The sequence below is a fragment of the Paenibacillus sp. MT124 genome (assembly GCF_058792755.1).
Map to the genome: position 1 here is coordinate 1,973,498 of NZ_CM179500.1, position 13,706 is coordinate 1,987,203.

General features: G+C 46.2%; 15 protein-coding genes. 11 read left to right on the top strand and 4 right to left on the bottom strand.

Annotated elements, in window-relative coordinates:
• Positions 1-65: 65 nt before the first annotated feature.
• Positions 66-452, top strand: a complete 387-nt coding sequence (locus AC3RCI_RS09260; RefSeq protein ID WP_336779400.1) for a DUF423 domain-containing protein — start codon at positions 66-68, stop codon at positions 450-452.
• A 140-nt stretch (positions 453-592) separates the two neighbouring features.
• Here the strand turns inward: AC3RCI_RS09260 and AC3RCI_RS09265 are convergent, their stop codons facing one another.
• On the bottom strand, positions 593-1,168 hold the full coding sequence (locus AC3RCI_RS09265; protein ID WP_154895934.1) for a hypothetical protein: 576 nt from the start codon (positions 1,166-1,168) through the stop codon (positions 593-595).
• A gap of 336 nt (positions 1,169-1,504) precedes the next feature.
• On the opposite strand from AC3RCI_RS09265, the gene AC3RCI_RS09270 reads away from it, so the two are divergent.
• On the top strand, positions 1,505-1,807 hold the full coding sequence (locus tag AC3RCI_RS09270; protein ID WP_095359044.1) for a YunC family protein: 303 nt from the start codon (positions 1,505-1,507) through the stop codon (positions 1,805-1,807).
• A gap of 176 nt (positions 1,808-1,983) precedes the next feature.
• Here the strand turns inward: AC3RCI_RS09270 and mtnA are convergent, their stop codons facing one another.
• Positions 1,984-3,057 (bottom strand): S-methyl-5-thioribose-1-phosphate isomerase, encoded by a 1,074-nt coding sequence (gene mtnA / locus AC3RCI_RS09275; RefSeq protein ID WP_336779401.1) that lies wholly within the window; start codon positions 3,055-3,057, stop codon positions 1,984-1,986.
• A gap of 22 nt (positions 3,058-3,079) precedes the next feature.
• Positions 3,080-4,297 (bottom strand): S-methyl-5-thioribose kinase, encoded by a 1,218-nt coding sequence (gene mtnK, locus AC3RCI_RS09280; RefSeq protein ID WP_336779402.1) that lies wholly within the window; start codon positions 4,295-4,297, stop codon positions 3,080-3,082.
• A gap of 298 nt (positions 4,298-4,595) precedes the next feature.
• Here mtnK and AC3RCI_RS09285 point away from each other — a divergent pair, with 298 nt between their 5' ends.
• The 9 genes from AC3RCI_RS09285 to AC3RCI_RS09325 all read left to right on the top strand — a co-directional run bounded on the left by AC3RCI_RS09285 (position 4,596) and on the right by AC3RCI_RS09325 (position 12,492).
• Positions 4,596-5,057, top strand: a complete 462-nt coding sequence (locus AC3RCI_RS09285) for a Dps family protein (protein ID WP_095288229.1) — start codon at positions 4,596-4,598, stop codon at positions 5,055-5,057.
• 138 nt (positions 5,058-5,195) lie between these two features.
• Positions 5,196-5,771 (top strand): DUF1802 family protein, encoded by a 576-nt coding sequence (locus tag AC3RCI_RS09290; RefSeq protein ID WP_127536549.1) that lies wholly within the window; start codon positions 5,196-5,198, stop codon positions 5,769-5,771.
• Positions 5,772-6,136: 365 nt separating this feature from the next.
• Positions 6,137-6,919: a Fe-S cluster assembly ATPase SufC gene (gene sufC / locus AC3RCI_RS09295; RefSeq protein WP_095288227.1), complete on the top strand. Its 783-nt coding sequence runs from the start codon at positions 6,137-6,139 to the stop codon at positions 6,917-6,919.
• A 24-nt stretch (positions 6,920-6,943) separates the two neighbouring features.
• On the top strand, positions 6,944-8,248 hold the full coding sequence (gene sufD, locus AC3RCI_RS09300; RefSeq protein ID WP_154895938.1) for a Fe-S cluster assembly protein SufD: 1,305 nt from the start codon (positions 6,944-6,946) through the stop codon (positions 8,246-8,248).
• The gene (locus AC3RCI_RS09305) at positions 8,245-9,465 is read left to right on the top strand and encodes a cysteine desulfurase (RefSeq protein ID WP_336779404.1); all 1,221 of its coding nucleotides are present in this window, start codon (positions 8,245-8,247) and stop codon (positions 9,463-9,465) included. The genes sufD and AC3RCI_RS09305 overlap by 4 nt, the downstream gene beginning before the upstream one ends.
• Complete coding sequence (gene sufU / locus AC3RCI_RS09310) at positions 9,455-9,886, top strand: Fe-S cluster assembly sulfur transfer protein SufU (protein WP_127536547.1); 432 nt, start codon at positions 9,455-9,457, stop codon at positions 9,884-9,886. The genes AC3RCI_RS09305 and sufU overlap by 11 nt, the downstream gene beginning before the upstream one ends.
• A gap of 20 nt (positions 9,887-9,906) precedes the next feature.
• The gene (gene sufB, locus AC3RCI_RS09315; RefSeq protein WP_095288223.1) at positions 9,907-11,304 is read left to right on the top strand and encodes a Fe-S cluster assembly protein SufB; all 1,398 of its coding nucleotides are present in this window, start codon (positions 9,907-9,909) and stop codon (positions 11,302-11,304) included.
• Positions 11,305-11,505: 201 nt separating this feature from the next.
• A complete protein-coding gene (locus AC3RCI_RS09320; protein WP_492528707.1) occupies positions 11,506-12,228 on the top strand; it encodes a M23 family metallopeptidase in 723 nt (240 codons plus the stop codon).
• A 132-nt stretch (positions 12,229-12,360) separates the two neighbouring features.
• Positions 12,361-12,492, top strand: a complete 132-nt coding sequence (locus tag AC3RCI_RS09325; protein ID WP_212676985.1) for a YjcZ family sporulation protein — start codon at positions 12,361-12,363, stop codon at positions 12,490-12,492.
• A 142-nt stretch (positions 12,493-12,634) separates the two neighbouring features.
• Here the strand turns inward: AC3RCI_RS09325 and AC3RCI_RS09330 are convergent, their stop codons facing one another.
• Positions 12,635-13,684, bottom strand: coding sequence for an HD-GYP domain-containing protein (locus tag AC3RCI_RS09330; RefSeq protein ID WP_154895940.1), 1,050 nt, complete (start codon positions 13,682-13,684; stop codon positions 12,635-12,637).
• Between the last annotated feature and the right edge of the window lie 22 nt (positions 13,685-13,706).

Below are 13,706 nucleotides of genomic sequence, written 5' to 3' on the forward strand. Positions count from 1 at the left end.
AAACAGCTCAGAGATTCGCTAAAATAAGCATTAGTGTGACATGACATTAGGGGAGAGAAGTGAAAATGCAACGAGTATGGATGACAGTTGGAGCAATAATGACAATGCTGTCTGTAGCGATTGGCGCGTTCGGTGCCCATATGCTTAAGGAAAAAATCGGTGCAGATGCGATTGCCGTATATGAAACCGGAGTGCAGTATCACATGATTCATGCCCTGGCCCTGTTGATTGTTGGGTTAACAGCCGGTCAACTTGGGGTGTCCTCCAAGCTAAAATGGGCAGCTCGTCTGTTGTTTATCGGTATTATTGTGTTCTCCGGCAGCTTGTATGTACTTAGTATTACGGGCATCAAAGTTTTAGGTGCCATTACACCTATTGGTGGAGTTGCTTTTATTGCTGGATGGCTGTTATTTGCCTTGGATGTGTGGCAACGAGGGAAAGAGCGCTCCTAATTAGGGTGTGACTACCCAACTGGTCAATTGTCCGCAAGAAGTAGGAACCAGCTTACCTGGGAATGGAAAAAGCAGCTTACGAGGAATAATGTGAAATTTCCACGTAAGCTGCTTTTTTTTGGTTTGCGTTCGTAATGGATCTACAAAAACTCGTCAATTTCATTCGTTCGGAATGAGTAGACCTGTTTTTCATCTACATGGTAGACACTTACAATGCTGTTATCCCGATCAAAATTCAAAATGCGGCATGGAATACTCTGATGTTTGCCGTTCTTGTTGTTGACCACAATTCGGGTAAGCCGGTTTTCCTTAATGAGGGTATCAATCCATTCATCAAAGGAATTTCCCTGAGAAGAACTGGCCGACTCTGGTGCAGCTAAATTCTGAGAAGAAACCGTTTCCTTTTGGTCTTGTGGTTTTGCCGAGTTTGATGAATTTGTTGATTGATTCGATGGAGCTGTTTTCAGTCCGCTCAATTGAGATTTTTTCCGTTCGTGGTGAAGGGAGGTGATCGAATCTTTCCTGGACTGGATCGTTGCTTCAATAATCTTGCCAAGCTCTAAGCCAGATTGAATGCGAAAGTCCGCAATTTGTTCCTCTTTGTTCATGAGCTCCAACAGGGACTGTAGCGCCAAGGCATTCGAGCGGCTTTTGATAAGAATGTCGACATTAAATAAAAAGCCAACTTCTTCTCCGTTGGATAAGGTTTCCTTCATTCATCCCAGCCCCGTTTGTAGATATGTCAGTCGATAAATACGCTTCAATTCACTATATCATTAATGTGGCAATAATCATAGTACTAGAGGCGCAGAAAATAACGAGCAACACTGCGAAGCTGAAACAGTTTTCATATGGCCAGATACATATTCTGCATCTATTTAATGTTATGAGATGTCGTGAGAGATTTAGTATGAATTTTAATGGATCCTTTTTAAATTTAAAGTGACCTTTTTAAGGCTTTTAGTTTGTTTTCCGCAGGTGTCCACACCGAGAATCGGAATGGGGCATACAATTATCCTGACCTGCGGGAATAGGAGGTGGATCGTGAGATTATGGTGAGCATGGAGCCGATTGTAGTTGGAGAGCATGTGCTGGTTGGGGTGGAAGTGAAGTTACCCAAAACGACGTTACTGACAATAAACACATCCAAGGGATATATCATGTGTGGAGCACTTGATGTCGGATTACTTAACGAAAAGCTTGGGGATCGCAAAATTATTGCAGCTCGAGCGGTTGGGGTGAGAACGCTGGATCAGCTGCTGCACGCGCCAATGGAGTCCGTTACAACCGAAGCTGAAGCGATGGGCATAACGGTTGGTATGACAGGTGTTGAGGCATTGCTGAAGATGATCTGATCCAGGATAACGTCCGATGAAACGAAGTGAGCAGCTGAGATATCTTCGAAACAGTGCTGCTTGCGGCTGGACCGGATTCTGCAATGGTTTTATAAAGTAATGGTTTTATAAAGTAAAAGTAAAAGGGCCCCTGCGGAGCCCTTTTTTTATGTGCAGCATCTAAGTCAGATGCAACATTATACTTCTTCCTTGGCAAACAAGGCGGCTAGGTTTTCTTTGAACGGAGCACGAACAACACCTTTTTCCGTAATAATTGCTGTTACATACTCATTAGGTGTTACATCAAATGCAGGGTTGAATACTTTTACCCCTTGCGGTGCTGTACGTTTGCCAAAGCCTTCGGTTACTTCCTCGGCAGAACGCTCCTCAATCGGAATGAGATCCCCGGAAGGTGTGGATAAGTCAATGGTGGACAGCGGGCTGGCTACATAAAACGGAATATTGTGCGCTTTGGCAAGCACCGCTACGCTGTAGGTTCCGATTTTGTTCGCCACATCACCGTTTGCCGCGACGCGGTCTGTACCAACAATAACGGCTTGGATCCATCCTTTGGACATCACCATACCTGCCATATTGTCACACAGAAGGGTAACATCGATACCCGCCTGCTGCAGTTCAAATGCGGTAAGGCGCGCGCCTTGAAGAACAGGACGAGTTTCATCTGCAAAAACTTTGAGCTGAATGCCACGTTCCTGAGCGAGATACATTGGTGCGGTTGCTGTGCCGTATTTGGCTGTGGCAAGTCCTCCAGCGTTGCAGTGCGTAAGCACACCCATACCATCTTCGAAGAGTGGAAGGGCATGTTCTCCGATCATCCGGCAAACCTCTTCATCTTCTTTTTGAATTAGGAGAGCTTCTGCTTCGAGTGCAGCATTGCTATCTTCGATGCTTGTTCCAGCTTCGGCCAGATCACTTGCCTTTTGCATCATTCGATCCAGTGCCCAGAACAGATTCACTGCTGTTGGGCGTGAAGTGGCCAGATGGGCGCAAATGGATTTTACATGATCTAGCCAGCCTTGTATGAAAAGTCCATCGTAAGCTTTAGCGCCCAATACGACACCGAACGCAGCAGCGATTCCGATAGCTGGAGCACCGCGGACTTTCATGGAGTGAATGGCTTCCCACACTTCTTCAGGCGTGTATAGCTTAAGCATCAGAATGGTTTCGGGCAGAAGGCGTTGATCAAGCATTTCAAGCTTGTCCTGTTTCCAATTGAGGGAGGACAGAGGCTGGTGTTCAGGGGTTGTCATGGATGTTCCTCCGTTCCTAAGTTTAAACTTTGATTGAGGAGATGGCTGTGGACACAAGGTCCAGCACTTCACCAATGGTATTCAGTCGACGGTTGCTCTTGATTAACGTTTTACCAATAGCAAGTGCTTTGCGCTGAGCACGTTCACGTTCTGTATCATCCTGAATCGTATCAATATCTGCCACGTGGGCAAGGCCGACAATGCGGCGTACCATTTTCGCACCCGCGAAGCCAATGGAATCTCTGAACAATTGTTGTACATAAAGGTCTTGATATCCCGGTGCTTTCGCCATTGGATCAACGAGATCAGATTCCCATAATGCACGGAAGCGGGTCTCAAATTCATTCCATACATCACGAACCATATTAAGCAACAGCGTTTCGCGGTCACGCAGTGCTTTTTCATCCTGAATCCAACCTGGCAGAGAAGCATAGTTCAAAAGCAGGTTGGCGAGTACAGCACCCACGTCGAATCCCATCGGACCATAGTAGGCAAACTCGGGATCAATAACTTTGGTCGATTCCGGTGTGACAAAAATACTTCCCGTATGAAGGTCACCATGAAGCAGAGCTTGTCCATGGGTAAGGAATTTTTCCCGAAGCAGGGCCACTTCCAGATGCAACGCTCCGTCTGTGCGAAGGGCTTCAGCCTCGTCCTCGATGGAAGCTTCATAATTATTTTTCTCAGCGATCCGGTATGGTTCGTCAAAGATCAGATCTTCCGTGATTTTACACTGATCCGGATTCACGAATCGACCCTGCTTTTCCTTCTTCAACTGTTGATTCATGCCGAGATCGGATGTGAAGAAAAGCGTTCTTGCCATGAATTCTCCGATATGCTGTGCGAAGAGAGGGTATGTGACACCTTCAATGAGGCCTTTGCGCATAATCACATGATCACTGAGATCTTCCATAACCGTCAACGCGAGATCATCATCATAGTGGTACACTTCTGGCACCATCCCCGGGCAGAGACGATACTCTTCCTGCAGAATTTCACGTTCAATGCGGGCACGAACCAGAGACAGAGGCCAAGATTCACCAACCACTTTCGCATAAGGAAGGGCCTGTTTGATAATGATACTTTTATCGGAGTTCTGATCCGTGATATGGAAAACCAAATTCAGATTACCGTCTCCGATCTCACGGCATTCCAGATTTGCATCTGCCGTAAATGGACCCGGTAAGGTTTTGGCCAGCTCGATTGCTTCTTGGGGGGTTAACGGGTGATATTGAGACAAGGATGCCACCTCCATATATATGAAGAAACAGGAAAACCCACTTCTTTGCTTGGTATAAGTCAGTATATCGGAATTAACCCGTTTTTTGTACCCTTTTTTTAAGGCGAGCCCTGTGCGACTTGTTTCGAAGCTGGTGTGCCAGGGTAAAAACAAATAGGCCGGACGGTTCACAATTTACCGCCTACAAGGCCAGCCGCTATGCAGCGGTGACGAACTGTTTAACTCTCTGTTATGTAAGGCAGATTCATCTGTCAACACTACATAATAGACTAATTTTATAATAAAGGATGGGATTCACATGGCTACAAAAAACAAAACAGATCAAGCGAAATCAGTAGAACAAGTACTTAATCGTCAGGTAGCTAACCTGAACGTCCTGTACGTCAAAATCCATAACTATCACTGGTATGTAAAAGGACCAAACTTTTTCACGCTGCATGTGAAATTTGAAGAGTTCTATAATGAAGTTACTGTACAAATGGATGAAATCGCTGAGCGTATTCTTACGCTTAAAGGCAGCCCTGCTGCTACCATGAAAGAGTATCTGGAGCTCGCTTCCATCCAGGAAGCTGCAGGTGGCGAAGATGCAAAAACAATGGTGCAAAACCTGATCGAGGACTTTGCTACGCTGTCCAATGAGTACCAGGAAGGTATCGAAGTAGCGGAAGCTGCAGAAGACCAGCCGACATCCGACATGCTGACCGGTTTCAAAGCCGATCTGGAGAAACACATGTGGATGCTGCGTTCATTCTTGGGTTAAGCCACAGTTATAGAGCCGTGTAATAAAGTTAATGTCTTCTATAAAGGAGCACTTCTCAAACCCTTGATCTTATGCTGTTGTCAGGAACAGACAAAGCGTCTATACTGCTGACAAGACAGATTACGGGAGGAGATCCGCATGTTAGGCACAACGATACCGGCATTAAAAGAGTGGGCTTCCGCAATTAAAGCGCTGGAAAACGGTCGCCAGATTCTGGTGATGCGCAAAGGCGGTATTGTGGAGGAAACCAGACATTTTGAGCTGAAAAGTCCGGCATTTTATCTGTATCCGACTTATGAACATCAGCGTAAAGAACTGATTAAGTCCTCAGATCATTCATATGTTGAAGAATCACTGGCCGAATGGGTGCCCGAAGCTTCGACAATCCGCATCACTGCATATGCCGAAGTGATTCAGGATTTGGAGATCAGAGATCAGGAGATGCTGGACCGACTTCATGACTTTCATATGTGGACATCGGATTTTGCCGAAGACCGCTTGAAGTGGAAACGGAAAGATCCGTTACATGTATTGATACTCCGTGTGTACCGTTTGAATGAACCGATGGAAATACCGGTGCTGCCCGAATATAATGGGTGCCGTTCCTGGATTTCCATTCCGAATGGTCCGGTGCCGCGCGAAATGACGCCGGTGGTGGATGTTGCGGATTTTGACGAACAGGTACAGAAGATTAACGATATGCTCAAAATATAAAATGAAATAAGGAAGGGCTTGTCCAGATTATGGATAAGCCCTTTTTGGCAGATTAATATGGAATGAAATAATGAATTACAGTGATTTTTCTCACTGTGAGTTGGAAGAAATAACGGTTTCTCATTTGATTCAAACCCGCTTTTATTATAGAATCAGGTAGAATCATATTTCCTGAGAGGACAAGTGTTCTCGGAAATGACTTGATAATCAATGAGAATCAGTTTAGAATTATTCTAAAGTGATTATTGCTTTGGAAATTGCGGTACTTGTAGAAATTCAGGGGAAGCCCTGTTCAGATATTTAATAGGCGCTTTTTCGTTTTCGACAGCAAACATCAATTTAATCAATGGAGGGAAACAATACACATGGCTACGAATTTCGTCATTGAAGGTCTGAAAGCGACGATCGAAGGTAAAGAAATCCTGAAAGGCATTAACCTGGAAATGAAAGGTGGAGAAATCCACGCAATCATGGGTCCGAACGGAACAGGTAAATCCACATTGGCATCGGCTCTGATGGGTCACCCTAAATATGAAGTTACAGACGGTACAGTAACCCTTGATGGTGAAGATGTACTGGACATGGCAGTAGATGAGCGTGCGCGTGCAGGTCTATTCCTGGCTATGCAATATCCAAGCGAAATCGCAGGCGTAACGAACTCCGACTTCCTGCGCAGTGCAATTAACGCACGCCGCGGTGAAGGTAACGAGATCTCCCTGATCAAGTTCATTCGTCAAATGGAAGGCAAAATGAAAGAACTCGACATGAACCCAGAGTTTGCACACCGTTACCTGAACGAAGGTTTCTCCGGTGGTGAGAAAAAACGTAACGAGATTCTGCAAATGATGCTGCTTGATCCAAAAATCGTAGTTCTTGATGAGATTGACTCCGGTCTGGATATCGACGCTCTGAAAATTGTAGCAAATGGTGTAAACGCAATGAAGAGCGAAGATCGTGGATTCCTCATCATCACTCACTATCAGCGTTTGTTGAACTACATCACACCTGATTATGTGCACGTTATGATGCAAGGTCGTATCGTCAAATCCGGCGGACCTGAACTGGCTCACCGTCTGGAAGCAGAGGGATATGACTGGGTTAAGGAAGAGCTGGGAATCACGGATGAAACTGTAGGCCAAGAAGCGTAAAGACAAAACGGAGGAGGATAATCGATGACTACACAAACAATTCTTCCGGTTGAATCTGAAGCGCTTCGCGCCTTGTCGGAAAGTAACAACGAACCCGGCTGGTTGACCGAGCAGCGGCTTGAAGCCCTTAAGCTTGCAAGTGGTCTTGCGCTTCCGAAACTGGAAAAACAAAAAATAGAACGCTGGAATGTCAGCGAATATGGCACATATAAAGCAAGTGAGGCTATTTCTTCTCTGGAAGAAGTACCTGCTTCGATTAAAGATCTCGTTCAGGATCAAGCTGAAGGCAGTCTGGTTATCCAGCGCAATTCCGGCACAGTATACTCCAAGGTATCTGCTGATTTGGCAGCCAAAGGCGTTATTTTCACGGATCTGGCTACTGCGGTTCGCGAGCATGGCGATCTGGTAAAACCTTACCTGAACACAGCTGTGAAGGCAGATGAGCATTCCCTTGCCGCTCTGCATGCGGCTCTCTGGAACGGTGGAGTATTCCTGTATGTTCCTAAAAATGTGGAAATTGAAGTTCCGCTTCAAGCTGTTTTGCTCACAGATGATGCAACTGCAACTTTTGCACCTCATGTCCTCGTTGTTGCTGAAGCGAACAGCTCTGTAACTTACGTTGACAACTATGTTTCCGGCGAACTGTCCGCACCTGTTTTCCATAACGGTGTCGTGGAAGTCTTCGTAAAATCCGGTGCAAAAGTACGTTTCGCGTCTGTTCATCAGCTATCTACGAATGTTACTGATGTTTCCTTCCGCCGTGCAGTGGTTGAGAACGATGGAACAATCGAGTGGATCGTTGGTGAAATGAACAACGGCGATACAGCCAGCAACACGATGTCCGTGCTGAAAGGCAATGGCTCCAGCTCGGATTCGAAAGTCATCGCTGTTGGTTCCGGATCCCAAAAAATCAACTACACTACAGAAGCTCGTCACTTCGGCAAAAACACGCCGAGCCAGATGATTACTCGCGCAGTTATGCGTGAAGAAGCTTCTGCCATCATCAACGGAATCACGAAAATTGAGAAAGGTGCAACCAAAGCGGACGGTCAGCAAACAGAGAAAGTACTGATGCTGAGCCCGAAAGCACGCGGAGATGCCAACCCAATCCTTCTGATCGACGAGGACGATGTTACAGCAGGTCACGCGGCTTCCGTAGGTCAAGTCAATGCTGAACAGATCCATTACTTGATGTCTCGCGGGATTAACCGTACGGATGCTGAACGTCTGATTATTTACGGCTTCCTGGCTCCGGTGGTGGCGGATATTCCTCTGGAAGCACTGCGTACCCAATTGCAGTCCCTTATTGAACGGAAACTGGGACAATGAACCCATCCATCCGCGAGCAGTTCCCGATCCTCCACCAGGAAATTAACGGACACCCGCTCGTCTATTTAGATAACGCAGCAACTTCCCAGAAGCCGCTGGCCGTTATCAATGCGATTAAGCATTATTATGAATTTGAGAACTCCAATGTGCATCGCGGTGTGCATACACTTGGAAGCCGGGCTACGGATGCCTATGAAGGTGCACGCGAGAAGGTTGCCAAGTTTATCAACGCACGTCGTACACAGGAGATCATTTTCACCCGTGGGACAACAACAGCCCTCAATTTGGTGGCTTCGTCCTACGGTCGGTCTGTCTGCAAAGAAGGCGACGAGATCGTTATCACACCGATGGAACATCACAGCAACCTAATTCCTTGGCAGCAGGTAGCCAAGGAGACAGGTGCAACATTGAAATACATTCCCCTTCAGCCCGATGGCAATATCGATTTGGCAGATGTGGAGAAGACGATTACGAACAAAACAAAAATTGTAGCAATCGCATATGTATCCAATGTCATGGGTGTCATTCATCCGGTAAAACAAATTGCTGAAATTGCACACCGCAATGGCGCTGTCATTGTTGTAGATGGCGCACAGAGCACTCCGCATATGAAGGTGGACGTACAGGATCTCGACTGTGATTTCTATGCATTGTCTGGTCACAAAATGTGCGGACCAACCGGAATCGGTGCACTTTACGGCAAAAAGGCGCTGCTGGAGTCCATGGAACCGGTTGAGTTCGGCGGTGAAATGATTGATGAGGTTGGTCTCTATGAATCCAATTGGAAAGAGCTTCCGTGGAAATTCGAAGGCGGAACCCCTATTATCGCAGGTGCGGTAGGTCTGGGTGCAGCCATCGATTTTCTGGAGCAGATTGGCATGGATGAGATTGCCCATCATGAAAGTGTATTGGCAGCTTATGCAACAGAACGTATGGCAGAGATTGACGGGCTGACCATCTATGGTCCAGCGAAACGTCATGTTGGTGTGGTCACCTTCAACCTGGGGGATGTACATCCACATGATGTGGCAACTGTACTGGATGCGAGTGGGGTAGCCATTCGTGCCGGACACCACTGCTGCCAGCCGCTTATGCGCTGGCTGCAAGTCAGCTCAACAGCTCGTGCCAGCTTCTATCTATATAATAATGAACAAGATGTGGACCGGCTTGTCAGCGCCTTAATTCAGACAAAGGAGTATTTTGGCGATGCAACTTGATGATCTGTACCGGCGTGTTATAATGGACCACTACAAAAATCCGCGTAATCGCGGAACGTTTGATAATGACGCTGTCACGGTGAATTTGAACAATCCTACGTGCGGCGACCGGATTTCATTGCAGCTTTTACTGAAAGACGGAATCGTCCAGGAAGCCAAGTATACGGGTGAAGGCTGTTCCATCAGCATGTCGTCGGCGTCCATGATGACCGATGCTGTGAAAGGCAAATCGATGGAACAGGCGCTCGATATGGCTGACCGTTTTTCCTCACTGATGAAAGGGGAAGAAGTCGATTTCGACGATTATGAAGATCTCGAAGCCCTATCCGGTGTGAACAAGTTCCCTGCACGCATCAAATGTGCCACTCTGGCCTGGAATGCTTTACGCAAAGGGATTGACGAAGAGGACAATGTACAATAACGATAGGGAGGTAGAGCAAGATGGCTAAAAAAGCACCAGAAATGGAAGAGTATAAATATGGTTTTCGCGACGAGCACAAATCCATCTTTCAAACCGGCAAAGGTCTGACTGCAGAAGTCGTTACCGAAATTTCCCGGATTAAAAACGAACCGGAGTGGATGCTCGAGTTCCGTTTGAAAGCACTGAAACAATTCGAGAAAATGCCAATGCCAAAATGGGGCGGAGATCTCGACGAGCTGGATTTCAACGATATCCAGTACTATGTTCGTCCTTCTGAAAAACAAGGAAAAACATGGGAAGAGGTACCTTCCGAAATCAAGGAAACCTTTGATAAACTGGGTATTCCTGAAGCAGAGCAAAAGTTCCTTGCAGGGGTATCGGCTCAGTATGAATCTGAGGTTGTATACCACAACATGCAAAAGGAACTTGAAGATCAAGGCGTAATCTTCATGGATACCGATACGGCTCTTAGAGAGCACCCGGAAATCCTGCGTGAATACTTCGCTACTGTAATTCCGCCAGCGGACAACAAATTTGCAGCACTGAACAGTGCCGTATGGTCCGGAGGAAGCTTCATCTACGTGCCTAAGGGCGTTAAATGTGAAGTGCCTCTGCAAGCCTATTTCCGGATTAACTCCGAGAATATGGGACAATTCGAGCGTACACTGATCATTGCAGACGAAGACAGCTTCGTTCACTATGTTGAGGGCTGTACAGCTCCAATTTACAGCACGAACTCACTTCACAGTGCCGTGGTTGAGATCATCTGTAAGAAAAATGCCCGTGTCCGTTACACAACGATCCAAAACTGGGCACCAAACATCTACAACCTGGTTACCAAACGTGCAGTTGCTGAAGAAAATGCAACCATGGAATGGGTCGATGGTAACATCGGTTCCAAACTGACGATGAAATATCCAGCCGTTGTACTGAAAGGCCGTGGTGCAAAAGGTTCCGTACTTTCCATCGCTGTAGCTGGTAAAAATCAGCATCAGGATGCAGGTGCGAAAATGATCCACTTGGCTCCAGACACGACTTCAACGATTGTATCCAAATCCATCAGTAAGCATGGTGGTAAAGTAACCTACCGTGGTCTGGCTTCCTTTGGTCGTCAAGCAGAAGGTGCCAAGTCCAACATCAAATGTGATACGCTCATCTTGGATAATGAGTCCACATCGGATACAATTCCTTACAATGAAATCATGAATGACAACATTATGCTGGAGCATGAAGCTACGGTATCGAAAGTATCTGAGGACCAACTCTTCTATCTGATGAGCCGTGGTCTGACCGAAGCTGAAGCAACACAAATGATCATCATGGGCTTCATTGAGCCGTTCACTAAGGAATTGCCAATGGAATATGCGGTAGAAATGAACAGATTGATCAAATTCGAAATGGAAGGCAGCATTGGTTAATTGCTGCATGCACAAGGATCGGGGGATTTCCTCCGGTCCTTGTTTTTTTGAGCACGAAAATAATCCGATTTATATGAAAAAACGGACTTGTATGGCAGAAACCCGGATGGTTGAATCGCTGTTTTTCGCATAAAATAGGTTCAACAGCACAAGCGATTTCATAGATTGCTGCATCTATTGATAGAAAAGGATGGTGAATCTATGAGCTTTAATCCTTTTGTAGGATATCGCATTACAAGTTCGTTTGGTTATCGCATTCATCCCATTCATGGTGGACAAACGTTCCATCGGGGAATTGACCTCGTCACAGAACCTTGGAATGGCCCTGTATACGGCTTTATGGAAGGGACCGTACAATTTGCCGCTGAAGGAGCTACGGGATCCGGATTCGGCGGTTATGGGCTTACAGTGGCTGTCCAGGATCATCGTGGGTATCTGCATTGTTACGCCCATCTGTCGCGAATTGCGGTAAGGGTAGGTCAGCAAGTGAAACGAGGTCAGCTCTTAGGTAATCAAGGGAGTACAGGACAGAGCACCGGACCCCATGTCCATTATGAGATTCGCAAAGCGAGTACCCCGTCTTACGGGTATACAGCCAGTGTGGATGGAGTGGTTGAGCCTGGAGCATATTTGCAAGCGGAATTCGGTTCCACATCTGAAGAGCAGGAGGCTCTGCCGATGACAAGTGAAGAGAAGAAAGCTTTTGAAGCGATGGAGAAGACGCTGGAAGCTCAGGCGTCTTGGATCGCGCAGCAGAAGAATCTATCCAGTATGCCCTGTCCGCCTTGGGCAGCTGAAGCATATCATTACTATCGTTCTTATATCATGACGGATACAGGCAGTTACGACTTCTGGAGAATGCTGGTTATTATGTATCGCAAGGAAAAAGGAATTCAGGTCTCGTCCGATTCGGGAAAACAATAAGGGCCAGCGTGCTGATTGCGATTCGTATTGAAGCAGGCAAAAAAACATTTATCGAATATTGCCATTTCGCCCGGTTCGCTTACCCTGCAAGATCATATGTTAGGGTATACCTGATGAAGAGGAGGCAATCACATGAGCGAGGTAGGATATGGTTGTGGTGGCAATGTTGGCGGCGTAGGTGGATACAACCCATTCACATCGGTAGGCGCAATCTTGGTATTGTTCATTCTGTTGGTTATCATCACTAAAGCATTCTGCGTTTAATACGCACATCAAACCTGATTAAAGCAAAAGGGAAGCCGAAAAATCGGCTTCCCTTTTTACTTTCATAGGATAAGCTCTTGTAGTGTAATTCTTCATCATCATTCATTTTCTATTTTCTACGTGCTGCTACGAAACCATGGAACTATTGAATATAAATTTCAACGATGGCGATATCTCTTTCTTTCGCTAAATCAATAAAGGCTGTGGATGTCTGAACAAGCGGACGGAAATAGTCTGCAGGGTTATTCATGACGATGATGCCAGTTTCCCCCGAGGTGAGCAGTACCCTTTTTCCTATAAAATTGGGCAGCATATGTTTGATAAGCTCCTGGGTAGCTTCTCCATTTAGTTGACCAAAGCTCAGGCTGTAAAGCTCGCACAGCACGGAGATTAACTCCTGCTTGGTCTGATATACCCGGTTGGTTGTCATGGCGCTGTACACGTCAGCTACGGCCGTAATACGGGCATACGGATGAATATCGTTCCCTTTAAGTCCATGAGGATAGCCGCTTCCGTCCTCCCGCTCATGATGCTGAAGGGCGACCGTTGCCAGAATCTCGTCCTGCGTGGACTCTTTAACAATCTCATATCCATATAACGTATGTTTCTTCATTTCTTCGAATTCTTCCGGGGTTAGTTTTCCCGGTTTATGTAGCATTTCAGGAGAAATTTTGGATTTTCCAATATCGTGCAGATAACCTGCTTTTGCTACTGTCAGGCATTCTTCAGGATTGTAGCCCATCCAGCCAGCAATATAAAATGCGAGCATTCCCACTTGCAATGAATGGTTGTAGGTATAATCATTATCGCCGTCAAGCATAAGTAGAAGGGAAACGACATCCTTCTGTTTCTCCAGTTGAGTTGTCAGGTTAATCAAAATTTCATCGACCTGAGCTTCGTCAATAAACCCTTTCTCCATCGCTTGCTGAAACAGAGATTCGGTACCTTTGATCGTATCGTCAAACAAGGTAGTTAACAGACGGGTCTGATCGGAAGGCATGGTTTGCGTATCAGAGTGTAGGTCGGATGTTGTATGTTCTACATCTGCGTAATCGATTCCATGTTGCAGCAATTTGGTAATATCATCTTCGCTGAGTAAGGAACCTTTCATCAGCATGTGGAGACCTGAACTGTTGTATACATCATTTTTTAACAGATCACCAGGTTTAAGATCAGTAACATGCACTCTCACGTATAAACCACCTTTTCCTCGA

Excerpts from the sequence above, each read along its gene's own strand:
- AC3RCI_RS09260 (WP_336779400.1), top strand. The coding sequence starts at position 66 with ATGCAACGAGTATGGATGACAGTTGGAGCAATAATGACAATGCTGTCT.
- AC3RCI_RS09265 (WP_154895934.1), bottom strand. The coding sequence starts at position 1,168 with ATGAAGGAAACCTTATCCAACGGAGAAGAAGTTGGCTTTTTATTTAAT.
- AC3RCI_RS09270 (WP_095359044.1), top strand. The coding sequence starts at position 1,505 with ATGGTGAGCATGGAGCCGATTGTAGTTGGAGAGCATGTGCTGGTTGGG.
- mtnA (WP_336779401.1), bottom strand. The coding sequence starts at position 3,057 with ATGACAACCCCTGAACACCAGCCTCTGTCCTCCCTCAATTGGAAACAG.
- AC3RCI_RS09285 (WP_095288229.1), top strand. The coding sequence starts at position 4,596 with ATGGCTACAAAAAACAAAACAGATCAAGCGAAATCAGTAGAACAAGTA.
- AC3RCI_RS09290 (WP_127536549.1), top strand. The coding sequence starts at position 5,196 with ATGTTAGGCACAACGATACCGGCATTAAAAGAGTGGGCTTCCGCAATT.
- sufC (WP_095288227.1), top strand. The coding sequence starts at position 6,137 with ATGGCTACGAATTTCGTCATTGAAGGTCTGAAAGCGACGATCGAAGGT.
- sufD (WP_154895938.1), top strand. The coding sequence starts at position 6,944 with ATGACTACACAAACAATTCTTCCGGTTGAATCTGAAGCGCTTCGCGCC.
- AC3RCI_RS09305 (WP_336779404.1), top strand. The coding sequence starts at position 8,245 with ATGAACCCATCCATCCGCGAGCAGTTCCCGATCCTCCACCAGGAAATT.
- sufU (WP_127536547.1), top strand. The coding sequence starts at position 9,455 with ATGCAACTTGATGATCTGTACCGGCGTGTTATAATGGACCACTACAAA.
- sufB (WP_095288223.1), top strand. The coding sequence starts at position 9,907 with ATGGCTAAAAAAGCACCAGAAATGGAAGAGTATAAATATGGTTTTCGC.
- AC3RCI_RS09320 (WP_492528707.1), top strand. The coding sequence starts at position 11,506 with ATGAGCTTTAATCCTTTTGTAGGATATCGCATTACAAGTTCGTTTGGT.
- AC3RCI_RS09325 (WP_212676985.1), top strand. The coding sequence starts at position 12,361 with ATGAGCGAGGTAGGATATGGTTGTGGTGGCAATGTTGGCGGCGTAGGT.